This window comes from Synechococcus sp. HJ21-Hayes, assembly GCF_024345835.1.
Lineage (GTDB): Bacteria > Cyanobacteriota > Cyanobacteriia > PCC-6307 > Cyanobiaceae > Vulcanococcus.
Map to the genome: position 1 here is coordinate 40,975 of NZ_JAGQBW010000017.1, position 22,747 is coordinate 63,721.

The 22,747-nt window shown below is 62.5% G+C and carries 19 protein-coding genes and 2 pseudogenes; 3 read left to right on the forward strand and 18 right to left on the reverse strand.

The window, feature by feature from the left end:
- Window positions 1-9 precede the first annotated feature (9 nt).
- From brxC to KBZ14_RS12760, 8 genes are all read right to left on the reverse strand, one after another.
- Window positions 10-3,540: a BREX system P-loop protein BrxC gene (brxC, locus tag KBZ14_RS12725; RefSeq protein ID WP_255118717.1), complete on the reverse strand. Its 3,531-nt coding sequence runs from the start codon at window positions 3,538-3,540 to the stop codon at window positions 10-12.
- Window positions 3,541-3,542: 2 nt separating this feature from the next.
- On the reverse strand, window positions 3,543-4,142 hold the full coding sequence (locus KBZ14_RS12730) for a BREX protein BrxB domain-containing protein (RefSeq protein ID WP_255118718.1): 600 nt from the start codon (window positions 4,140-4,142) through the stop codon (window positions 3,543-3,545).
- Window positions 4,139-5,035 carry a BrxA family protein gene (locus KBZ14_RS12735; protein WP_255118719.1) on the reverse strand — a complete coding sequence of 299 codons (897 nt, stop codon included), beginning with the start codon at window positions 5,033-5,035 and terminating at the stop codon, window positions 4,139-4,141. Before KBZ14_RS12735 ends, KBZ14_RS12730 begins: the two co-directional genes overlap by 4 nt.
- Window positions 5,036-5,130: 95 nt before the next feature.
- A complete protein-coding gene (locus KBZ14_RS12740) occupies window positions 5,131-5,691 on the reverse strand; it encodes a BrxE family protein (protein WP_255118720.1) in 561 nt (186 codons plus the stop codon).
- 835 nt (window positions 5,692-6,526) lie between these two features.
- Complete coding sequence (locus KBZ14_RS12745; protein ID WP_255118721.1) at window positions 6,527-7,621, reverse strand: serine/threonine-protein kinase; 1,095 nt, start codon at window positions 7,619-7,621, stop codon at window positions 6,527-6,529.
- A complete protein-coding gene (locus tag KBZ14_RS12750) occupies window positions 7,618-8,631 on the reverse strand; it encodes a serine/threonine protein kinase (protein WP_255118722.1) in 1,014 nt (337 codons plus the stop codon). The genes KBZ14_RS12745 and KBZ14_RS12750 overlap by 4 nt, the downstream gene beginning before the upstream one ends.
- A gap of 66 nt (window positions 8,632-8,697) precedes the next feature.
- Window positions 8,698-9,603 (reverse strand): PP2C family protein-serine/threonine phosphatase, encoded by a 906-nt coding sequence (locus tag KBZ14_RS12755; protein WP_255118723.1) that lies wholly within the window; start codon window positions 9,601-9,603, stop codon window positions 8,698-8,700.
- A 386-nt stretch (window positions 9,604-9,989) separates the two neighbouring features.
- Complete coding sequence (locus KBZ14_RS12760) at window positions 9,990-10,670, reverse strand: thermonuclease family protein (protein WP_255118724.1); 681 nt, start codon at window positions 10,668-10,670, stop codon at window positions 9,990-9,992.
- A 55-nt stretch (window positions 10,671-10,725) separates the two neighbouring features.
- On the opposite strand from KBZ14_RS12760, the gene KBZ14_RS12765 reads away from it, so the two are divergent.
- Both KBZ14_RS12765 and KBZ14_RS12770 read left to right on the forward strand, forming a co-directional pair.
- On the forward strand, window positions 10,726-11,052 hold the full coding sequence (locus tag KBZ14_RS12765) for a hypothetical protein (protein WP_255118725.1): 327 nt from the start codon (window positions 10,726-10,728) through the stop codon (window positions 11,050-11,052).
- A 5-nt stretch (window positions 11,053-11,057) separates the two neighbouring features.
- Window positions 11,058-11,153: pseudogene (locus KBZ14_RS12770) on the forward strand (DUF4236 domain-containing protein); the annotation flags it as partial.
- A gap of 51 nt (window positions 11,154-11,204) precedes the next feature.
- Here KBZ14_RS12770 and KBZ14_RS12775 read toward each other — a convergent pair.
- From KBZ14_RS12775 to KBZ14_RS12790, 4 genes and pseudogenes are all read right to left on the reverse strand, one after another.
- Window positions 11,205-11,391 (reverse strand): annotated as a pseudogene (locus tag KBZ14_RS12775) (NUDIX domain-containing protein); the annotation flags it as partial.
- Window positions 11,392-11,400: 9 nt separating this feature from the next.
- Window positions 11,401-11,667 (reverse strand): hypothetical protein, encoded by a 267-nt coding sequence (locus KBZ14_RS12780; protein WP_255118726.1) that lies wholly within the window; start codon window positions 11,665-11,667, stop codon window positions 11,401-11,403.
- A gap of 33 nt (window positions 11,668-11,700) precedes the next feature.
- Window positions 11,701-11,985, reverse strand: coding sequence for a DUF1651 domain-containing protein (locus tag KBZ14_RS12785; protein ID WP_255118727.1), 285 nt, complete (start codon window positions 11,983-11,985; stop codon window positions 11,701-11,703).
- Window positions 11,986-11,992: 7 nt separating this feature from the next.
- Window positions 11,993-12,337, reverse strand: a complete 345-nt coding sequence (locus KBZ14_RS12790) for a galactose oxidase (protein WP_255118728.1) — start codon at window positions 12,335-12,337, stop codon at window positions 11,993-11,995.
- A 38-nt stretch (window positions 12,338-12,375) separates the two neighbouring features.
- Here KBZ14_RS12790 and KBZ14_RS12795 point away from each other — a divergent pair, with 38 nt between their 5' ends.
- Complete coding sequence (locus KBZ14_RS12795) at window positions 12,376-12,570, forward strand: hypothetical protein (protein ID WP_255118729.1); 195 nt, start codon at window positions 12,376-12,378, stop codon at window positions 12,568-12,570.
- Between the two features lie 3 nt (window positions 12,571-12,573).
- On the opposite strand, the gene KBZ14_RS12800 is transcribed toward KBZ14_RS12795, so the two are convergent.
- From KBZ14_RS12800 to KBZ14_RS12825, 6 genes are all read right to left on the reverse strand, one after another.
- The gene (locus KBZ14_RS12800; protein WP_255118730.1) at window positions 12,574-13,341 is read right to left on the reverse strand and encodes an RAD52 family DNA repair protein; all 768 of its coding nucleotides are present in this window, start codon (window positions 13,339-13,341) and stop codon (window positions 12,574-12,576) included.
- Window positions 13,342-13,428: 87 nt separating this feature from the next.
- Window positions 13,429-14,058 carry a siphovirus Gp157 family protein gene (locus tag KBZ14_RS12805; protein ID WP_255118731.1) on the reverse strand — a complete coding sequence of 210 codons (630 nt, stop codon included), beginning with the start codon at window positions 14,056-14,058 and terminating at the stop codon, window positions 13,429-13,431.
- Window positions 14,059-14,129: 71 nt separating this feature from the next.
- Entirely contained in the window at window positions 14,130-14,624 is a 495-nt protein-coding gene (locus tag KBZ14_RS12810; protein WP_255118732.1) for a DUF2493 domain-containing protein, read from the reverse strand.
- Between the two features lie 1,161 nt (window positions 14,625-15,785).
- A complete protein-coding gene (locus KBZ14_RS12815) occupies window positions 15,786-18,149 on the reverse strand; it encodes a cation-translocating P-type ATPase (RefSeq protein ID WP_255118733.1) in 2,364 nt (787 codons plus the stop codon).
- A 645-nt stretch (window positions 18,150-18,794) separates the two neighbouring features.
- Window positions 18,795-20,714 carry a mechanosensitive ion channel family protein gene (locus KBZ14_RS12820; RefSeq protein ID WP_255118734.1) on the reverse strand — a complete coding sequence of 640 codons (1,920 nt, stop codon included), beginning with the start codon at window positions 20,712-20,714 and terminating at the stop codon, window positions 18,795-18,797.
- Between the two features lie 404 nt (window positions 20,715-21,118).
- The gene (locus KBZ14_RS12825) at window positions 21,119-22,444 is read right to left on the reverse strand and encodes a flavin monoamine oxidase family protein (RefSeq protein ID WP_255118735.1); all 1,326 of its coding nucleotides are present in this window, start codon (window positions 22,442-22,444) and stop codon (window positions 21,119-21,121) included.
- Between the last annotated feature and the right edge of the window lie 303 nt (window positions 22,445-22,747).

The following is a 22,747-nucleotide window of genomic DNA, read 5'->3' on the forward strand; positions in this document are numbered from 1 at the left end:
AGCCCCTCCTCACTGCAACAAGACCTTGCGGTCGTTGCCCAGCTCTTCTTCGCAGCGCTGGCGGATGCGACCCAGCACCTCTTCGAGCCCATCGGAATCAAACGGCTCGCGGCAGAGCTCCCGCACGATCACCTTGCTCACCTCCTGCTCTGGGAACGCCCACTGCTGGGCTTTCTGCTCCTGCTGGCGCAGCACACCTTCGAGCATGGCGGGCTGATCGCGCAGCCGCACCAGATCCAGTCCCTCGGCGGCGCTGGCTCTCTGCATCAAGGGTTGCTTGAGCTGCTCCTGCCGCTCACTGTCGAGCTCGGTAAAGCCTGGGGCCTGCTCGAGCTCAGCCATCCGCTGCTGCACCTGGGCGGCCAGCGCCTGTTGGGCGGCGCTGCGGCGCTGGGCGTAGGCGTCTTCCAGCTTCTTGGCGAGCTGGTCGATCTCCGGGAGCCGCTCGTAAAAGCTCAGCGACTGGAGCAGGTCGCGCAGCTGATGCTCGGCCTCGATCAGCTCCTGCGGCAGGTCACTTTCCAACTGCAGCTGTCCCCAGAGCCGCTCACCCAGGGCATGGCGAGCCCGGCGCAGATCCTCCATACGGGACTCGAGCACCTCCTTGATTGCCGTGGCACGCTGCCATTGCTCTTTGACGGCCTCAGCGCTGGCGCGGAAGGCCTTCACCACCTCCTCATCGTCACTGTCCTGCCAGGTGGACACCTGCTCGCAGGCCTGATCCAATGCTTCCCGGCCAGGCAAGTCCAGCGGCACCATCGCCTTGCTGGCGGCATTGAGGTCGGCATTGACGCCCACCGCCGTGTTGCGGATTTCCTTCGCCAACGGAGCTGCTGCGATGCCGGCAACGGTTTTGCCGGCGAACTTCTGGAACTGCAAGGAGGCCTCGATCACGGCCTGGTGGCTGAGGCTGGCCTCATGCAGGGCGAACGCCGTGGCCCGGAAGGTGCTGTTGTTGGTGAACAGGGGGCGAACCTCGGGCTTGCTCGCGCCCACGAAGCTCTGGGCGTTGTGGGTGGCCTTCAGTTGGCTGCCCACCTGCAAAGCCGCCACCAGGAACTTCACCGCATCAAGCGTCCAGCCGTAGGGCGCATCGGCGAAGTGATCGGCCAGCTCCTTGCCGCTCTGGCCGCCTTTCACCTTGATGCGGTTGAGCACCGCCTGCAGGGCCGGGCGGTTGGTGTCGATCACCCACTGGCCGCCCTCCTCCTTGCAGAGGCGCAGGGTTTCGATCGAGCCGGTCAGGCCCTTGAGGTTGTCGGCGCTGAGCAGCTTGCTCAGTTCGTCGCCACTTGGGCTGACCGCCGCTTCCCCAAAGCGCTCGTAGATCTGGGCCAGGCCATCGCTGAGGGCCTGGCGGATGGCCTCCACCGCCCGGCTGGCGTTGGCACCGACGGCGCAGGGTCCGCCGTTGAGCAGCACCTGGCCGTGGATCAGGGCCTGATCCACCAGCCGGCAGGCCTCCTGGCGGAAGCCCTCCAGCTTGCGCCGCTCCTCGCTCACCAGCTGCACCTGGCCCTTGCCGCTGGCGTCGCGGCCCTTGAGATCGATCACCTTCTGGGAGCGGAACCACTCCCCCAGCGCACGATCCAGCTCCGGGCTGGGACGCATGGCCCAGAAGAAGGTGTTGGTGTCTTGCTGGCTCTGCTGGCGCAGCTGCTCCACCCGATCCTCGAAGCCCTCGCTGCCATCCACCCGCTCCACCTTCACCGGCACATCGCCTTTCACCACTTCGCTGCCGCGGAAGTGCAATGCGGCCTTGAAGCTCTTCACACCATTGCCCAGGCCGGCGCTGGGCACGGGCTCCCAGTTCTGCCGCAGGGCCTCCTGGAGCAGGTTGTGCCGATCCTGGGCCGATGGCGCCTGCTGGCTGCGCACCTGCTCCCAGTCCTCCTCTTCCGGCTTGGGAATGCGGTACTGCCCGTCCGCCTTGCGGATCAGGTTGCGCTCCTCCAGATGCCGGCAGGCCTCCTGCACTTCTGATTCGAGCGAGTCGCCATCCACCCGCGGGTGCAACACCACGGCGATGTTGCGCTCGGTGACCGGCACCTGATCGACGAACTGCAGCAGGCAGATCGCCTTGGCGACGCGCACAGCCAGCGGGTGGCTGGCTTTGGTGGCGATGTCGCTGATCTTGCCGCGGTACTGCGAATCGATGTTGTTGCTCTGCAGGTCGTAGACCCGATCCAGCGTCACCAGCGCGCCCACCGCTTCATCGGCCAGGCCGCACTGGGGATTGGTGAGGAGCTCCTGGGCGAGCTTGATGATCGCCCGGTTGGCGCCGCCGAACTGCTTGCTGGCGCCGCCTGAGAGGCGCAGACCCGACACCACCTGAATGATCAGCTCGATCTGATACGGCAGCAGGGGGTAGAGGTCCGCGAAGGCCTTGCCGGTGAGCTCGGGCAGACGGATCTTGGTGTCGAGCTTGGTGTGGCTGGCGAGGCGCCCCTGGTGCTGTTGGAACAGGCCCTGCAGGGTCTGCTCACCGCTGCTGTTTTTGCCAAGGACGCGCCGGCTGGTGACCTCGGCAATGTCGGAGGGCTCCAGCACCGGCTTGTAAGGGAAGCGGTCCTGCAGGCGGGCCAGCTCGGTGCGGTTGTCGTCGAGGTAGCCCACCACATCGGAGAGTTTCTCCTGGGAGGTGACCATCACCCACACCTTGCCGCGGCCCTTCACGCCGAGCTGCTGGACGATGGCCTGCAGATCCAACATTTTCTGGATGTCGCGGGCCACGTACTGGCCCACCTCATCCACCACAAACATCAGCTGTTTGCCGGGGTGCTTGCGCCCCATCAGCTCAATGGTGCGCTCCGCCAGGCTGGCGGGTGTGATCGGCACGCTTTCATCGCGGGCGCTTTTGAGCCAGCTGTCTTTCTCGGCGTAGGTCTGCGGTTCGAGGGCGTGCATCACCGCACTGGCCCTGGGCATCGCCTGCAGTAGCCGGGTTTTGGCAACGGCCCAGTCTTCTCCGGGGTAGAGCTGGGCAAAGGCATCGAGAAAGGCCTGCATGCGGCCCTGCTCCTCCAGCTCGATCTCCAGCTCCGCCACCTCCAGGCTGCTGGAGTAGCCGAGGTGATCGAGCAGCTTGCGGTAGAAGATCTTCGTGAGCGCGTCGCTGGCGTTGACGTTGCGATCAGCCGAGACGTCGAAAATGATCGCCTCAGTGGGGATCTGCTCGTTGATCGCCTTCAGCAGGGCCTTGATCTGCAGGTTCTTGGCCCGCTGGCCAAGCAGATCACCGGCGCTGTTGCCCGCCAGGTCGCGGTTGCTGATCGCCAGGCCCACATATTTCGCGAAGCTCGATTTACCTGCGCCAAAGAAGCCCGCCACCCAGATGGCGATCGCTTCGCTGGGTTGATTCACTGACTGGCGGTAGCCATCCAGCACCTTGAGCATGTTTTGCTCGATCGACTCGGTGAGGATGTATTCGTCGATCTCTTGGCGAACGATCGCCACGTCGTCCTGATCGACCTTGATCACCTCTTCGATCTTGCGGTCGATCCGACCGGAGAACAGCTCTCGGATGGCGGTGGTGGTCATGGTCAGGCGAACAGCTTGGGGCGGTAGTTGTGGTCGGCTTCGGCTTCATCCATGAAGCGCAGCCCCGCCGGACCATCCCGTTGGCCCGGGTAGAAGAGCACCACCGGATGGCTCACCTTGTGGTGCAGGTTCTCCAGCAGCGCTGACGGCCGGTGCAGGCCAAACAGGGCCCCCACCCGCTCCAGGAAGACGATGTGGCTGTTGGTGGGTTTGGCCCCATCAACGGCTTCGGCCACCAGCTGATCGAGGGGTGTGGAGCCTGCAGCCTTGCCGCTGAGCACGTCGCGGATGGTGTCGCGCACCATGGCGATGCCTAGGTCGGCTTCCCCCTGGGCGATCTCCTCCAGCGACAGTCCGGCGGCTTCGATCGACTGCTCCAGCAGCTGGGCCATCGACAGGCGCTGCACGGTCTTGCCGGCGTTCTCCAGCCGCACCACCAGATCCCGCAACGCCTGGCGCAGCTCCCATTCGTCTTCCGGGGGATACAGGAAGATCCCGAAGGGCATGTCGGTGTAGGTGCTCAGGCCCACGCCGGAGTCGGGCGCTGTCAGCACCGGTTCGAGCTGCTGCTGCAGGCAGCGCTGCCATTCCTTCTGGCTCATGTCCACACCTCCTGCACCAGGGCCTCAGCGCTGCTGGCCGGCAGTTTGAGATCCACCACTGACCCTGCGCGGTAGTAGCTGATCACCTGGGATTGGTGAAGGAGCAGCAGGCGATGCTCAAGTTCCGCTTCCGGCAGCCGGAACCACAGCCAGCGCGGATCGGCCAGGGCCGCTGCGGTGGTGCGGTTGCTGGCCAAGCACTGCAGCAGCACGTAGAGCAGGGGTTCATCTGCCAGGTAGTACGCAGTGAAGCGCCGCTTCACCCGGCCCTGCAGCAGCCCGAAATCGACGCCGGCCTTCAGCAGGCCACCGGCTACGCGCTTGCGGGTGCTCTCTCCCCATTCCGCGACTTCTGGATGGCCTTGGCTGCCAGTGCTCTCCAGCCAGTCGAGTGCTTGATCGGTTTGGAGGAGATCGCCACCGGCGGAGAACATCTCCCAAGTCCAGGCCAGGCCATCGCCGAGCAGGCCCTCGCTGTTGCCCATGTGCCACAGCAGTAGGGGGCGCCAGTGCTGGCGTCCTGTGGCGGTACGAGCAGCAAGGGCCAGCGAGCGGTCGCGCCCGGACGGCTCGAACCTGCGGCTGAAGGTGGTGCACACCTGCTTGAGCCAGGCCTGGGTGGGGGCGCCGATGCTGTTGCTGGCGCGGACCTGATCGAGGTTGGCCCGTTTGCTGGTCTCTAGGTCCCAGCCCTGGAGCACCTGGAGGGTCTCGCTGATCAGTGCCCCCTTGATCAGCCCGTAGCTGCTGTAAGGGGTGATGGCGGGGGCTTTTGGTTGGGCCTTGGCCTTGGGTGCTCTGGGCGTGGTCTTTGCCTTCGGTGCCGCTGGCTTGGGCTGTGGTTCGGCCTTCGCCCTCGCCGTGGTTTTGGTGCTGGCCTTGCGCGCAGGCATGGGGGTCGCTGACTTGGCCGCAGCCTGCTTCTCTGCTGCTGGAGCAGGTACTGCGGCAGCAGCCGGCTTGCGCTTGGCCTTGGTTGCCGTTGCCATCAGCCCGCCACCTGCAGGTAGGGCACCACAAGCTGCCCGGGCTGGCCGCAGACGAAGCCTGCTGCCAGACGCTCGATGTGGCCCTGGTTGATCTCGAAGGGATCGTCCAGCCGCAAGGCCTTGGCGGTCTGGGGGGTCTGCTGGCGGGCCCACGCGATCGCATCTGGATCAAGCTCGGCTAGCTCCACAAGCGCCTGGGGCCACTGCTCCGCGCTCAGGCCCCAGGCCGCCTGGAAGCAGTCCGCCCACTCCTGGGGCTCATCCATCCAGCGGTTGCGCTCGTTCTCGAAGGCGTCCTCCAGCTGGGGCGTCAGCCGGAACAGGTGGCAGGTGATCGGTCCGCCCGAGGTGGGCTGGATCGCCAGGGCCTCATCGCAGGCCAGCTGGGCCACCCGGAACCCGGCCCGGGTCTGGGCAAACGGCGCCGAGCGGGGAAAGCCCTGCTGGAACAGGAACTCCCCCGTACCGGTGAGCACGCCACTGTTCCACCAACCCAGCCGCTGGGTCTCGCCCATGGCCGCCACCATCAGGCGGAGCTTGAAGAGCTGGCGGAAGTCCAACGGCTGACGCAGGCTGCGGCTAATCGAACCCCAGGATGATGCCTTGATGGCACCGCTGGCCACTGCCTGGCAAAACCGTTGCCGCAGTGGAGGTCTGCCTGCAGGGCACCTCTCCCCGAAAAGTATGCGCTGGGTGCATACTTTTCGGGGAGGATCCGATGAGCTGGCGCGCAACCGCAGCGACTGTTGGCACTCCGCATCGATCCGCTGCCCGGAGTCCTCATGAGGAATGAACCGCTCCATGCCCACGCGGATCAGGCCGGCCGAGGCCAAATCGCCCGCGCTGCCGGGAGGGTTACTGAAGGTGCCAGCAGTAGGCCATGGCTGAGCTGCCGCACGCTATCGCCGTTGATCCCCGGCGATGGAACCGCCGCGTAAGGAGTACGTAGCGCACCGCGTAAGCCCTCACGTGGTGCGCAAGCAGGGGCACACCGGATTGAGTGATCGCCAGAACTGATGGACCGACCAACGCCAAGCCGTGAGCGCAACGAGACAGCCGCCAGACAACCGACAGGAGCTGCTCTTAGCCCGGAGCACCCCCTTGGACGATCTGAATCCCTGTGTTCTTTCGAGGTTTGGGCTTCTCCTGTGTGGGCAGCTGGATGAAGTTGGCTCGCTTATTCAAACGTTTGGTGAGCTGGCGCAGCTTCTCCAGGCCACCCCGTCCACTCTCAAAGGCATGGAGAGCCGCCAAGACCTCGTTGATCGCCTGTGGCTCAACTCCCCCAGAACGAGCCTTTGCAATCACCGCCTTGCAGTGAGCTGCGAAGTCAGAATTACTTGACATCGCCAATCACCTGCACTCTGGGCACCGAGAAAAGCTCAAAAGGTCCATTCAAGGTCGGTCCTCCTCATTGAGCAGGAGGACCGGATGAGCTCGAGGATTGGGGTAACCAGGGAAGCAAGAGAAACAGACCTTCGCACCAACGGTGAGCCTGGGTCCATAGACACTTTTATTGTTAAAGAAGACCTTGCTGCCGTCGTCCTCCCTGATCTTGCCAAAAGCCCCGGAGGAATGCAGAAAGACGCACTCTCCGAACCTCCTCTCCGAAACTGTGTAGCACAAATCAGCGCATACAGCGGAAAGCGCCTCAGCATTCGGTCGGTCCACCGGGTTCGGGCTCAGGCAATGGAGAACGATGTCCGCGAGATCACTCGCCAGCGGCTTAAACTGTGTTTTACCCGGGAAGCGAATGGGTCGGTCAGGAATTTCCGCCTGCATGATTTTGGCAACAGCGCCAAAGCCACGCCCGTATGGAGGGTCACCGGTCAACAGCTCATAAATCATTGCTCCTGCTGACCAGATATCAGATTCTTTTCCCGTGCTCTCTTGAGACTTAAGCACTTCAGGAGCCATGTATGGCAGAGCACCAACAACCGTCTTGGAAGCTGACATTGTTTCATCGCCACCCACAACAGCATCGTCGATCTCCTCCTTGGCCATCTTCGCGATGCCAAAGTCAGTGATTTTGATCCCATGGACTTCAGGGCCACCAACAAACATCACATTGCTCGGCTTAAGATCACGATGCACAACCCCCGCGCGATGCGATGCCGCCAATCCCTTGGCCAAGTGGTGCAGGATCTTGGCGACAAGCGAGGGATCAAGCGCAAAGAAAGGCTCCAACAATCCTTTCTTGATATCTTTTCCTTCAATGAACTCCTCGACTAGATATTGCGCCTCTCCTTCATTGATGTAGTCAAGCGTTTTCGCAACATTTGGGTGGTTAACCTGTGCGCTCACAATCGCGCTGCGCTCAAAACGCTTGTCTGCAGAGGCATTTTTGGGAGTCTTGACTGCAACCCGCCTGCTTAGATGAAGGTCTTCAGCAAGATAAACCTCCTGCATTCCGCCTTCACCCGCAAATTCGAGGATCTCGTATCGATCCGCAATTCGATCACCCGTCGCGTGTACTCGACGACTCCTCATGGCACAACCTCAGGATTAGAAATATCGAAGGTTGCGAACGCCTTCTTGTCGCCACCAACACCAAGAGTGATCACACAATTCTTCGGCATCTTTTGGCCAGCAAGAACAGGCTTGTTATTAACTCGCACATCCCCAACAGTTTCGGCTACATCAAAAGATGCACCTGAATAGTTTATAGAGATTGACCATTCCTCCCCGTTCGTCGCGCTACCCAGTCTCATGCGAATAGAAGGGCGGCTCTTATCGATGGTCAACACCTTGTCCGAGGTCACGAGCAGGCCCTTGTGCCTGCCGACAAGCAGAAACTCCTCTAGGGCCAGTTGAATCTCTCCTATCTTTGGCCTTTCAGCTGGATCAATACAAAGAGACGCGTCGAGCAGATTGGAGATTCTGGCTGGGATTCCGAGTGAGAGGACGGCGAAGCTGGGAACCTCGCCCCGGCGGACTGGAGAAAGGTTGGCCGGGAGATTTTCTCCTGACAAGTACCACGCAAGCACAGCGAATGAATAGACATCTATTGACTCTGTGAAACCGACTTTGTCGGCCCTTAGCAGCTCTGGTGCTGCATAGCCAAGCGTCCCAGCGAATCCCTGGGTCTCGTTGTTGATTCCAGAGAAACGTGCTAGGCCAAAGTCGTATATTTTGACGATTCCTGACCCGTCTATCTTGATGTTATCGAGCTTGATGTCACGATGAATAATGCCCTGGGAGTGCAGGTCATATATCCCGGTGGCAATCTGATAAAGGATGGAGGCGAAGGATTCCAGCGGTCGCTGCTCATTCGCAATACCTCCTGGATTCGGGCCGTCTACATACTCAAGAACAATTCCATATCCTGGAATTGTGGAATCGTGAAAAAGATCATAGACCTGGACAACATGCTTCGATCTAACGCTCTGGAGCGCCTTAATCTCATCGAGGAGGCGACGACTCTCACGCGGGTTCTCAATGTATTTTACGACCACCTTCCGTTTAAGTAGTCTGTCTTCGCAGATGTAGATACGGCTCATCCCCCCACGCAAGGGCGGCTCCAGCTGCTGATACCTATCGGGAATCAAAGGAGTCATGGGGAGTCTTTAGCTATCGAGAACCTCAATCTCTAGTTGGTTTCTATTCTTTTCCAAGCTCCCTTCACCGAGAGCCTGAGCAGCTTGCGAAGGGTCAGCCTGAGATAGGCCATCCTGACTTAGGCCTTCACGTTTATTGCCTCTATTGACTCCCTCTCCAGAAGAGCCCCTTCGGTTTCTAGTGGTCGGCTTTCTCCGGCTTCCACGCTCTGCATCTGAGTCTTTGCCTCGAAAATAAGAGGGAGTCTCCTGTCTTGTCGTGAGCTCATATTTACCCTGGATACCCCAGATTTCAAGCGATCCTCGTCCCTCAAGCCGTGGCAACTCCCTTGAATTGTGGGGTGCATGCCAAATGGCAACAGTGGCATTATCTTTGCCACCCGTCCATTCAGAGATGGCAATTAGACGCTTAGCCATCTCAACAATGCCAGGGGAATTCCTGACCAATTCATCGAACACTGGACCATGAAGCCCATGAGCTCCATCGCTGGTCAGGAATAGACACTTGAATGGCGACGGCAACCCATTGAGATTGATACGATGCGGAACAATCCCCTTGCCAAGCCCAACAAACTGGAGCAGTTCTCCAAGTTTTCCGACTGCACTGGGCACCGCGATATCGGAAAGCGCATTGCCCAGCGTGTCATCTTTCGAGAACTGTATTAACTGGCTGTCCTCAAGGAGGCCATAGATCCGACTATCGCCAACGTTGACGCCTGCCATTTCTCCGTCACTGGAGATAGCCACCGAAGATAGAGTCGCCCCTCCGCGTCCGCCAAAGCGGCGGTACACGTCTTCATTCGCAGCTTCAACAGCGGCACAGAGATGGTCGGCAAGGCTGCCGTGTTTCTTGGTAGAGAATGCGGCAACAAAGGAGCTCAATGCAAGCTCCGCCGCTGTGGCGCCCTCAACCATACCTCCCATGCCGTCGCATAGAACAATGGCTTCAAGGACTGGCCATGCCTCTACCTGAGGGAGCAGTCGAAGAAATAGAGTTCTGTCCTGATTCTCTTCACGACGTCCTATTGAACTTGAGAAAGATACCGATCTCTTCTCAACGACGTAAGTTCCTGAGTGCTCTCCTTGGCTGAGCCATCGGAGTGTCGCCGATTTGACCTCTTCGCGGAAGGAGCCAGCCGGAGCCACCTTGGCGACAGTGCACTGCCAGGACAGCCTAGGCGTGGACTTGCTTCTTGGCTTGCTGCTGGCTCTGACTCTGCAACCATCGGAGGAGCCTCAGGCCGCTGCTGAATGTCTAAGGTATCGGCAGCGTTATCAGGTGCGGCTTCCGGGCTACCGACTCAGCGCAGCCTTTCACAGGCTTGCCCATCGCCGTTGCCATCGAGATAGGTGTGACCCTGGCGCAGCAGCTCCTGGGCAAGGTCGTAGGAGCCGATCTCGCTGCAGCGGTAACGCCGCCCACCGGGAGTGGTGCCATCGGGGAACACCGTTGCGTTGCGGCTTCGCCGGAAATCCCAGGGCCGCGTGATCCCTCCCGGCAGCTGCCAGACCCCGTACCGCCGCCGGCTGGCACGAAACTCGGCGTCGAGATAATCCTGGGCATTGCAGCCGGCCAGGTATTGCCGATAGGCAAAGGCCTGGCCGTCCTCCACCATCGCCAGGTTGATGTTGATCTCGCTGATCACCTCCGCCACCGTGCGCCCGTAGCGGTCGATGGTCTTGACCTCAAGCGACACCTCACGGCCAATCGGCAGGCGCTGCTGCAGGAAGCGCCGTGCCTGCTGCCCCCAGGGGCTCTGAGCCGTTTCGGGAGCATCAATACAGGCCAGCCTCACCGTGATGGCCCTGCCACCCTGGCGGACACGGATGGTGTCGCCGTCGCCGATCGAGAGCATCTCTCCCTTGAGGGTCTGAGCCGAACCGGCCCCTTGCAGGACAGCAGCCAGAACCAACAGCAGGGGCAGCCAGCGCGATGCCATCGCTGGAGTCTGCATCCCTGGCACTTCTATGCGCTGGGACATTCCTTTGCAGCTGACCGAACCGGCAAGGCAACCTGAGATGAGCTCCGGAATGTCGATGCAACCGACCTGGCTGTGGCTGACGCTTGCACTCACACTGGCCAGCGGATCAGACCTGGCCCAGCAACCGGTGCGACCCATCCCGAAAGTGGGAGGGTGTCCATTGGGCTACTACAGCTCAGGCAGCTACTGCGTGCCGAGCAGCAGCGGCAATGCCCGCGGCGCCATTGAGAAAACGGGCAACAGCTGCCCTCTGGGCTTCTACTCATCAGGCAGCTACTGCCTCAGCAGCCCCAGCAATGAGCGTGAGGCGATCCAGAAGAGCGGCAACTCCTGCCCGCTGGGCTGGTTCAGCTCCGGCAGCTACTGCGTCAAGAGCCGCTGATCGCCATGGGCTTCCGCTTTCGCCGCTCTGCACGCCTTGGCCCGCTGCGCTTCAACTTCGCCAAGGGGGGCCTCAGCTCGATCTCCGTTGGCGGGCGGGGCGCATCCTTCAACATCCCGTTGAGCCGCAGCGGCGGGGCCCGCACCACCGTGGGGCTGCCAGCTGATCTCCTCCAGCAGCTCCCTTCGCAGTGCCTGCTCCGGCGTCTCGCCCGGATCGAGGTGGCCACCAAAGAGACCCCCAGCAGCCAGGGGCCACGATCGAGGGGATCTCATCGCGTAGCTGCACGAGCCAGCGACCCTGCCGCTCCAGCATCGCCAGGGCGACTTCAACGGTCATGGATCGACCTCAGGCCGCTGCCGGCCGGCGCTGTTGGGTGGCGTAGAGCGCGGCTCCGCCGGCCGCCAGCAGTAGGCCACCGCTAACGGCCAGGAACACCAGGGTCTGAAGCAACAACAGGGTGATGCCCAGAGCTGACCCAGCCGCAATCTGCACCCTGGCCTTGATCAGCATGGTGAGCAGCAGCACCACCGTGGCCTTGAGGGCCAGCACCTTGGCCGTGCTGAACGGGCAGAACGGGTTCAGAAGCACAGCGAGACCACGACGTGAGCTCATGCTGGCGGACTGAACCGGCAGCGGTGGCTGGCCTCAGGCCCGCGGCGGTTCCGGCGGAATCCACTGCGGTGAGCAGGCGCGCCAACCCAGCTGCCGCTTCTGGTTCCAGAGCTTGATGGCCTGCTCCCGTGTCAGCTCCTTGCGGCGTTTGAGCAGCGGAGTCGCTTCCCCCGAGATGAGCTGCCCCAGCGTGACCTCCAGAGCCTGGCACCAGCGGTCGTAGCGGAGCGGCTTGAAATGCAGCACCTGCCGGCCATCACTGATCCACCCCTCCTGCGGGGAGAGCGGCGGTCGACCGGGCCTGTCTGTCACGTTCATCGGCCGTTCAAGCCACCTCCGGCGCCCAGCCGCGACTGCGCGTCATGTCATCGGTCCAGCCCTGGCAGCGGCTGGTGAGGTGCTCGCCGTAGGCGATCAGCCCTTGGTGCAGCTGGCAGGTGAGCACTGGGATGCAGTTCACACCGGCGTGATGCCTGAACCAGTGGCAGGTCATGCAGACCTTGCGGCTGCGGGTCTTGAACAGCACCTGTCCGTCGAGATACGGCCACTCCTCGATCGGGGTTTCAAGCCGGGCTGCCAGGGCCGCTGGCCGGGGAGAGGGATGCCCATGAAACCTCCAGACGCGTACACCTGTACTAGCACGGGTTCGAGGAGTTGGCTGCCGCGGCATCTGGGGCTGGATACGGTTCAGGCAGAGGAGAGGTGCCGATGCTCCGTGAACTCGTACTGGCGATCGGCATCCCCCTGCTGTTGCTGCTATTGGCGGTGCTGGCAATGGAGCAGTGGCGCGATCAGCTACCGGTTTGGCTGCAGCGGTTGGCCGAGCGCCCGTCCTGGCTCTGGAACACCGGCATCGGGCTGATCATCGGCCTGTCGCTGCTGCGCTGGCTGCTGCAGCGCTGAGGCTCATGCGGGGACAGGTTGGCGGTGTTCAGCCGAGCGCACGGATCGATGCGACACCAGAAACGCCTCGATCCAGTCGTAGTGGCGCCGCTGGCAGATCCGATCGGCGATCGAGGGGGCATCAGGCGGTACCTGGAAGCGCTTGCGAAATGCCTTGGTGAACCCCTCCAGCGCCGGGCGCGGCAGGCCCCCCACAGTGGCCAGGATCTGCTGGATGGTGGCGGGATCGAGGGGCTCAAGGCCCATCTCTGCCATGGGCTCGGCAGCGGCGCTGTTGCACTGAGGTGCCGGTGAGTGGCGGGCTGACGTGGGAGCGGATGAGCTAGTGACCTCCCGCTGCTGCTTGTCGTAGAGCGCCAACCCGAAGGGATTGCCAAAGGTCATCAGGGCCCTCTTCATGGCGTCGGTCTCGGCCTCCTTGATGGCGGACTCATGGGCCTGGCCCAGGTCGGCGTCGATGCCGTGACCGGCACCGCTGCCCTCACGAATGACATCCCCAACGCTGATCCGAACGCGGGCGGTGTAGGTGACGCCCCAGCCTGCGCGGTTGCTGCTGCCGAGGGTGCGCTCCCGTTCGGCGACGCACTGCACGGCGATGGTTTCGCGCTGCCAGCCGTCAAAGCCAAAGATGCGGTTGGCCTCGGCGATGGCCTGCCAACCCTCCAGGTAGGCCAGGGACCGCCCGGCCTGGCTGCGGGTCTGGACCTTGGCCCGATCGAGAGGTGCCGATAGGGCGGCGATCTGTTCGGGGGAGAAGGCGGTGGTGTCCATGGAGGTGCTCCTTGTGCGGTGAGATGCGGAAGGAAGAAATGCGGGCCCGCTCCTGCTGCGGACCCATGGCGAGACGACCTTTGGCCGTCAGTGGATGCGCCAGGACCGGCGGGAGAGGAGCTGGGCACCGGCGATCTGGCGGCCGGCCTTGAGGGCTTCCTTGATGGCGGCCTTATCCGGCTGGGTGGTGGTTTTGACGGCGAGCCATTCGGGATCGAGAGCCTCTTCGTCGTCGATCACCACCGCCTGAGATTTGCGGCTGCTGAGCTCGTGATCGGGGAAGGAGAAGCGGGTGGCCGCCGGCTGCAGCTGGGTGAGGACAAACACCAGCGACTCCTCCAGCGCATCGGCCCGGCCGGCATCGCCGCGGGCCAGATCGCTGAGGCGCTTGGCCTGCTGCTGGCGGTAGGCGGCCTGGCCGCGGAGGTGCTCGATCACCCAGCAGGTGGCATCGGCCTTGGTAGCAAGCGCTGCCTTGTTGCCCTCTTCTGCCAGGAGGGCAGCTTCCAGCTCAGCGAGGGCCAGGGCCCGCTGTTCGGGGTCATCGGTTTCCAGCTGCTGGGCCAGCTGGCCGATGGCGGTGGTGAGTTCCTGGGCCTCGATCCCCAGCTGCCAGAGGGAGCTGGAACGCTGCAGCGAACAGGCAGGGCCATTTGCCGAGGGGGCTGCCGCGGGGAAATCAGCTGGGGCTGCGGGAATGGGAGTGAGAACAGGCATGACGGCGTGAGGAATGAAGGACGTGGGAACGGAACGCAGCGCCGATGGCGCGGAAGGCTTGTGCTGAGGGCTCAGCAGCGGGCGAGGACTGGAGCAGCCCAGAGCCCTGCCGATGGACTGACCTGCGCAACCGAAATCGGCACGGGGGAGCGGGAGGCCATGCGGCGCGCCTGCTGCACGAGCGATGCCGTGCCGGCCCCACCGGGGAACGCCAACACCAACACCGAGACCTGACGGCCGGGGGAAGAGTGAGCCAAGGCCCGGGCAACGGCCTGCTCCAGCAGCTCGCGATTGCGAATGGGCCCAGCGGCCCGCCCGTGCCGCTGCCACTGGGCCGGCATCACCAGAGCGGACCAACCCAGCTGATGGGCAGCGCGGCCGATGGCGGCATCGGCGCCACGGGCACCGCCGTGGAGCAGCAGGTGCACCATCCGACCCCCGGAGCGGGTGAGCAGCTCAGCGGCAACCCGCTGATGGGGCCAGGCCAGATCACGGCCACCACCAGCCGCGATCACCAGAGAGCGAGCCGGGGCAATCTCCGGCCGCGATGGACTACATAAAGCCATGGATTCAGCTGTCGAACGTGACAACTGATCGGGGCATCGAAGCCGCTCAGAGATACGCGGCCGGGATGGCGAGACCAGGGGGTGAGGTTGCCGCAGGCGATGGACTCGGGGCCCTTGGCGCAGCCCTTATTCTACCAGTACAAACGCACTTAAGGACAAGCAGATCCCCTGCAGGGCAATCGATCTACACAACACTGAGCCCCACGCGGCAGCAACGGCTTAATGAGGATCAAAACCATCAGATCAAGGCCAAATGATGCAATGGCCGCGCAGCCGCGCGAGGAAAAATGGAGCATCACCGCAGCTAAACACTGGTAACCAGCGACCAGGCCACCGCAGCCGCGGGAGAGCGACTATGCCCACCACCGCACCACCGACATCGGAGCGGAGGGCGGCGGCGGCTGGCCGATGCACGCCACGGCACAGCCGTGGCACGCTGAAGGACGGCCGTCGCCGACCGGAGCCTTGCGGCGCCCGTAGCGCCCAGCGACAAGGCCGGCCAACCCCCTCCATCGAGCAGCTGCTTGCAAGACAGCTGCTCGATACTCAGAGACCGTCCCTGCCGCGCTTCGAGGGCCCTGGAACCCCAAACCTTCTCACATTCCTTCTCACACCTAAGGCAGGCGGACGCAAGACATCAGTGACAGCAAGAATTCTGGGCTTTTACAACCAGAGTTTTCTAAGCAGCCGGTCGATGGTTCGAATCCATCAGGGGGCGTTTCAGTCAGGGCCTGCTCTCTCAGCCCAAAAGCCTTTCTGAGACTGGCTTTTGGGCTGACAGGATTTGCCGGCTTCTGCTCGCCCGTGCCAGTCTGTGAGGAGCACCTTCTCACATAGCAGCGGTCCCGGAATGGGATGTTCTGCTCCGCGGCGGCGTCCTGCGGGCCCTCGGCCAGAGGGGCTGCCGCAGTAGCTGGACGGTATCGAATTTCAGGGGACGAGCATCGCAAGCAGCTGCTCCTGCCATACCCCTGGGAGCCGGACCAACTCGAAGCCATGCGCGATGGCGTGGTGGCGGTCTATGAGGCTTTCCAGCACGGAGTCCCGCTTGAGCTGGCCATCGCAGAACTGGGTGCAGCCAAGGCCCCAGCACCTGGCTGGATGGTATTACCACCTTCACCGCTGATGGTGCCCGTTGGGCCACAGAGGCGAATGCGTTGATCACTGCGCTGCAGCAGAGCTGCTCCCCACGGGCACCCAAGCCAGTGCAATCACCAGCGCCGTAAACCCCAGGGCCAGAGCGGGGGGCGTTGGCGCCAGCTCCAACAGGGGCGCCAGGCCTGGAATCACCTGCACCAGCAGCCACAGCCCCACACCAATCAGCGAGCCAGCGCGGGTGAGGGTGCTGCGGCGATCGCCGTTCCACCACACCAAAACCCCGCCGCTGATCAGAAGGAGGGCAAACACCCAGCTGCGCTGCTCCGTCACCGCCAGATCTGGCCAGAAGGCCGCTGCCAGCACCAGTGCGCTGAGCAGCCCTCCCTGAACCAGGGCCTGATGCCAGGTCTGAGCAGTGAACAAGGGCGCATCAGCAGGCCTGGGCGGTTGTTGCATCAACTGTGGCGTTGCCGGAATCCCCTCAAACACAACGGTGCAGGCCGGGTCGATCACCAGATGGAGCAAGGCGATGTGCACCGGCAGCAGGAGCAAGGGCAGCTGAGGCAGCAGCAGTGGCATCAGGCTCAGCACGGCGATCGGCAGGTGGATCGCCAGCGTGTATCCCAGGGCCCGATGCAGGTTGGCCTCGATCCGTCGGCCCAGCGCCAGTGCGTCCACGAGCGCACTGAAGTCATCGCGGAGCAGCACCAGATCGGCGGCTTCCCGTGCAACGGCCGTGCCGCGTTTGCCCATGGCAACGCCGATGTCGGCGGCCTTGAGGGCTGGTGCGTCGTTGACGCCATCACCACCCATGGCCACCACCTCACCGGCGGCCTGCAGGGCCCGCACCAGCTGCAATTTCTGCTGCGGCATCACCCGTGCGAACACCGCTGTGTTCTGGATCCGGCGGGCCAACTGGCTTGGATCGAGGCGCCCCAGCTCGGCGCCGCAAATCGGCTCGCCCGGAGGCAATCCCGCCTGATCGGCGATGGAGCGCGCCGTGGCCGGTGCATCGCCGCTGATCATCACCACCCGCACCCCTGCGGCCTGGGCCCGTGCGATCGCAAGAGGCACCTCAGGCCGAATCGGATCCGCGAATGCGATGAGGCCGATCGGTTGAAACAGGAAGTCGTGCACCTGGGGCGGCAACGGCTCCGACTCGGTGGTGCTCAGCTCGGGATGACGCGGTGCGCCGTCTAGACCACTGGCCACCGCCAGCACCCTCAGGCCCTCCTGGCTGAGCTGCTCAGCGGCCTGCAACAACCGCGCGGCGGTGCCTGGCTCCAGATGACAGAGCGCCGCGATCGCCTCCGGTGCTCCCTTGGCAGCGATGTGTTGAGTGCCGTCGGCGTCACTCCAGAGCTGCGAGACCACCAGCAGGTCCTGGGTGATCGGGTACTCCCCCAGCAAGGGCCAGTCGGGATGGAAATGGTCACTGTTCTGGTGCCGCAGCCGCTCGCTGGCAAGTCGTTGGATCGCCACCTCCATCGCATCCACCGGATCAAGCCGGCTGGCAAGCACCGCCAGCTCCAGCAAGCGGTGCCAGGGCTCAGCCAGGGGCTGGTGCGGGCGCCAGCCCTCCGCCTGCGGCCAGGTGAGTAGCGCGGCCACGGCCATACGGTTCTGGGTGAGCGTGCCGGTTTTGTCCACCGCCAGGACCGTGGTGCTGCCCAGGCTCTCCACCGCGGCAGGCCAACGGGCAAGCACACCGATCCGGCCGAGGCGCAAAGCACCGAGGGCCAGGAAAAGGGCCAGCACCACCGGGATCTCATTGGGCAACAGCGCCAACGCGAGCGCCAGGGTGGCCAGAAGTGCCTCGCTCCAGCGCCCGGTGACGGCACCGTGGATCAGCAACAACACAGTCGTCAGCGCCAGGATGGCGATGGTGAGACGACTGGTGAGTCGTCGGGTCTGCCGCTGCAGGCGCGTGAGCGGTGGATTCACCTGCAGCAGGCTCGCACCGATGCGCCCGAGTTCGGTATCGGCGCCCATGGCCACCACCTCCGCCCAGCCCCGACCGCTGGCCACTAGGGCACCGGCCTGGATCGGTTCACCGACGCGTTGCCTGAGGACCGGCAAAGCCTCGCCGGTGAGCAACGATTCATCCAGCCACAACCCTGCTGCCTCAGTGATGTGGGCATCGGCGGCGACGCGATCGCCTTCTTCCAGGCGCAACAGATCGCCTTGCTGCACCTGATCGGGCGGAAGGCTGAGCTCCTGGCCATGGCGGCGCAGCGACACCGCCGGCGCAGCCATCCGAGCCAGCTCCGCCAGGGCTCGCCGGCTGCGGTGCTGCTGCACAACATCCAGGCCGCTGATGGCGGCTACGAACACCAGCAGGATGGCGGCCTCAGCTGGCTCGCCAATCCAGAGGTAGATCAACGCACAGGCCAGAAGCAGCAGATTGGTGGGCTCCAGAACAGCCATCAGATGTCAGGGCTGCGGTGCCGGGGTTGATCAGTGCCCAGGTAACAACGCATGCGTGAGGTCGCCGCTCTGATCGATCAGATCTGATCGATCCAGGTGCTGATCTGCAGCTGAGGCCACACAGCGGCCCAGCCCAGAACCCGCCCTAGTGCATGGGGACCAACCGTGCATGCAAGCCGAAGCCGAACTGGTGAGGGACCAGCAGAGCCCGTAGCTGCACTGGCAGCGCTGCCACGGAGAGCCGTAAGACAACCGACAGCAAGGCATCTCGACTGGCGTGGGCTACGACTGGGTTCTCTCGCCCTCGATGACGCGAATCGATGGCCTACGTTGAGGCTCTCGCTCGCAAATAACAGGCCGCGGCGATTAACTTCTTGAGCCGGGCAGTAGACTGGTTCAATAGCCAGGGTGCCGGAATGGGCATATTCGACACCCTTCCAGAACGGCGCGGAACGCAACCTCCAACCGCCACCAGTATCTCACGATGATCAACCGCATCATGAGCCACTCTCCTCTCCTCTGCGACTGATCTCTTCAACAGCAGTGCAACGAACTACCGCGCCGATCAACGCTGTGAGGTGCAACAATGAGAGCAGTTTTCGACTCCAGGACTCTCGGTCCATGCTGCAGGACCAGATCCTGGAATCACTCAATAGTCTTGTTCATCTGAGCCTCTGAGGACTGGAGCCCATCCAACACCTCCGAGCTCACCCCACCCTCAAGGGAGGCGATCAGCCGATGCAGGGCAAGGAATAAGTCGTCCCGCCTATGGGGCAAATCAGCACTCGAGAGACCAGGCAGCCAACGCCCTTTCACTTGCAACCACCACCCCTCCTGGGTGTGGTCAAGGTGGGCCTCAGCGCTGTCAAGGCTCTCCGCCGCCAAGAGCAGTGCCTCGGCCCCGCTCTTGAGCTGTACTAGATCATTGGTCTCCAGCTTGGGCAGCGACAACCGCAAATCCAATGGCTCAGCTGTTCGAACGCTGTGATTTGTGACCACCGAGCCGGCAACCTGGGAATTGGGAATCGCCAGCTGGGAGCCATTCTTCAACTGTAGGTGGATCGATCGCATACCCATAGACAACACCGTACCATCGATCTGCCCAGACTTGGCAGTTCCAATCGTGCACTTATCGCCCACCTTGATCTGGCCATCTAAAAACAAGCTGAATCCATCAGAGATATCCCGAATCAGCTGCTGAGTACCCAAGGAGATTGCCAAGGCTGGCACCGATGAAAGCGCCAAGATCGTGACCGAAGTGAGCCCTAGACTGCGGGCCCCCTGAATGAAAACCATAATCGCAAGCGTGAGGCCGATCACCCGCGCCACAGTGAGCAGTTGGCCGGCCCCCTTGCGACGCAACCAGGTAACCGTGCCATCAGCCTGGCGCTTGCACTTACGGATCAGGCTCTGACCAACAGCCTCACTCAGTAGATACACCAATGGCATGGCCACGACGATATGGAGAATCCGAGCTGCAACGACAACCACCAAAGCGCGATCACCCGTGAGATTGACCCAATCAATTGAAAACCAACGCCACACGGCTATCAGGAGCAATACCGGCAACAACAGCCCCACACGCACCCAGTAGGTCGTGAGCCCCAAACTTGCCGTGTGGTTACGGAACTGGTGGCGCAAGCCAATGCTCGTTGCCGCGGCAAACGCCAGGGCCAAGACTGAGGCAGGCACCTGGAGCATCCATTGCACCAAAGATTGCCCGCCATACGCCGTTTCCACCAGAACATGCCTCCAGGAATTCGGCAATCGAAGGATCCACTTGGGAGGCAAAGCACCTCCAGGCAATAGCGACCAGGTGACATACAGATCACCGCCAAAGCGATGCCTAAGGGCATGATTTCCATCAAAGATCTGCGCGAAGTCAGCATTCACCTGGGCTATGGTGCGCGGACTAAACAAGAAGTCTTGCTCACTGCATTGCTTGCAGGGCAAACCAGGTAATGGCCCCTGTCCATGGGAAGAGGATTGATTGAGCTCCAACGTTATTGGGCTCTCGGGGATCGTCCAGGAACTGAGCTTCATGCGGGCCACCTCGTCAGGTCCCGGCAGCACAAGAGCCGGATGATTAGCTAGGTCGTAGAGCAGCAGGCTTCTAAGCTGCAACATGGTGCCAACCCCTGTGATCGGATGCAGGACTTGTGGCAACTGGCTGAGGTTCAGGGCCTCGGTGGCCTGAGCAAGAAGCCGCTGGCCCTCCTCAACCTTCTGTCGCTGCTCCGACGAATACAACCAGCCCGGATTTGCCAAACCGTCGCAGATCGCACCATGAATTAAATGTTGGGCTTTCTCAGTTGTGGTCAAAAAGTTGTCGATGGTCTGGCGAGGGCTTGGTCCAGGCACCTGCCGCAAAACCAGCTGGTGCTCCAGTGGCGATGGAATTGGTGGGCTGGCCAACACAGGCTCCATCAGCGATCCCAGCAGCAGGACGATGGAGAAAGCCAGGGGCGTCAGCAATCGCGGCAATCTCCAGATCTGCCTCTTGATCACCCAGCACCAAGTCGGTGGACGGATCCGAAATGTCAGCCATGGCGAGAAGAACACCATGCTCCCAAAGGGTCTAGGGTCAGGCGCCATCATGCTCAGTTAGATGTTCTCTCTCAACAGGTTCCTTAGCTGAAAGCAGGCGAGAGGTCAGGCCTGGAGGCGAGGACCAGCTCCCTGACCCGATCCACTGATCGAGCTGAGTGATCCGGAGTGGGGCGCCTACACCGCTCTTGTGATGGCGCCGCTGAATGCGGTGGAACGGGTACCTGACAGGGAAGGAGATCCTCTCGTGCAGCATCTAGAGGACCCAGCCGTGGTCTGCGGATCAGTGGGCCACAGTTGCTGTGGAGCTGGATGAGACTGCCGGTGGCTGAGCCCGACTCCATCGGCCGGCAGCTCAAGGTCGCGATGTCGTGATGAGACTGCGACCTTGACGATTGCCGAGTTTTTGGGAAGAGCTGTGCTCAAGCCAGCAACTCCTTCGCAGCCTGAATACCTGAGAGATAAGCCCCCTGAAGAGTAGCTGGGAAGGACGTGCTGACAGCTTCTCCTGCAAATGCCATCCGATTCCAGCGGCGAGCCAGGTCTTCACGCATGGCTGGCGTTGAGCCCACTGCAGGATAGGAATAACTCCCAAGGGAGAAGGGATCCACACCCCAGCGTGTCAGGAGAACATCGCTGGGCGCAGGGATCACACGCTCGGGGTAACAGCGCTTGAGTTGGCCCAACGCTGAAGCAAGAACGGCGCGATCAGGCTGACGCTCTAGTTCTCGGGCCCTGTTGGCAGCGGTGAAACCCATCAGCCCCGGGCGACCGATCAAACTGGTGAGATCCACCCACTCAGGCCAAAGCCCAGCATCGGGGCCGTTGTTGCGGATCCATGTCGTGTCGTCCCAGAAGCGTTTCGGGAAAAGCAGCACAATCTTGTTGAGCACTCCCATCCCCAACCGCTCGATCGCCTGCGCCTTTGCTGCTGGAAGAGGTGGGTCAAAGCGGATTCCACCCTGCTTCAGAACCCCGAGAGGCACGGTGCAGCAGAGCATCTGAGCATCGATCACATTGCCGTCAGCTGTGGTCACCCTGACACGATTGGGGTGGTTTTGGATTTGCTTCACCACCTGGCCGAGCCGTATCTCTATCCCTTGGGCAAGGTGCCGCACCAGCCGATCAAGACCGGCTGGGACCATTGCATCTCCACCTAGTAGTTCCTCGCCATCTCCGAGGGGTGCATTGGCAGCAATCGTGCTGAGCTCCGCTCCGAGTTCATGCTCCACATCGGCGATCAAGGTGAATCGCTGGTCCGGCGTGAGCCGGGCCGGCAGCAAGGCGTCGAGCGACTCCCTTGCCGTGCCGTTCCCCTCTGCTCTGCGCACCAAGGCTGCAAGCCAGTCGTCGGCCTGCTTACTACGCTCACTGCTCCAGCGCTGACCATTTGGGCCGATCGTGACCTGGCTCTGGTCATTCGTAGGCACAACCGGTACACCTACTCCCTTGGTCACCAACCGGTGCAGGGGATTGTTGGTGATGCCATGGAGCCAGGAGGCACCGAGATCGATGGCGCAACCCTGGCGCTGCTCGCTCCAGATCCGGCCGCCGATGCGCTGTCTTGCCTCAAGCACAACTACCTTGCGGCCGGCCGCCATCAGTTGCTGGGCACAGGCCAACCCTGCGAGCCCCGCACCGATCACGACCGCATCGATTGCCTGGGTTCGCTGAGAACCCATGGAAAGCCCGCCCAGCACGGCCAGCGAAGCCGCCATGCCTTGAGCAATCACGGTTCGCCTGCGCATCAGAGCGTGCTCTTTTGGGGGCGGAATCATGTTGGCCTGCAGACCTGGGGTTTGTAGGGAGTCCAAGCCGTGGCAACAAAAAACCCCGAGCCATGAGCAGCCAGGGCTGGATGGAACACTCCGAACCTGTTATGGCGCCGATTCTGTGCCGGGGGCAAGGGATCAGGTCGCTGGGTGAGGCTGTGCCCCAATGGTTTGAGCTGCCCTCTCCCAGCTGACGCTCAGGCGGACTTCACGCCCCCGCACTCCTGCCAGGAACTCCACAGCTGGGCTAGCTCCGCCTTCATCGCAACCAACTCAACC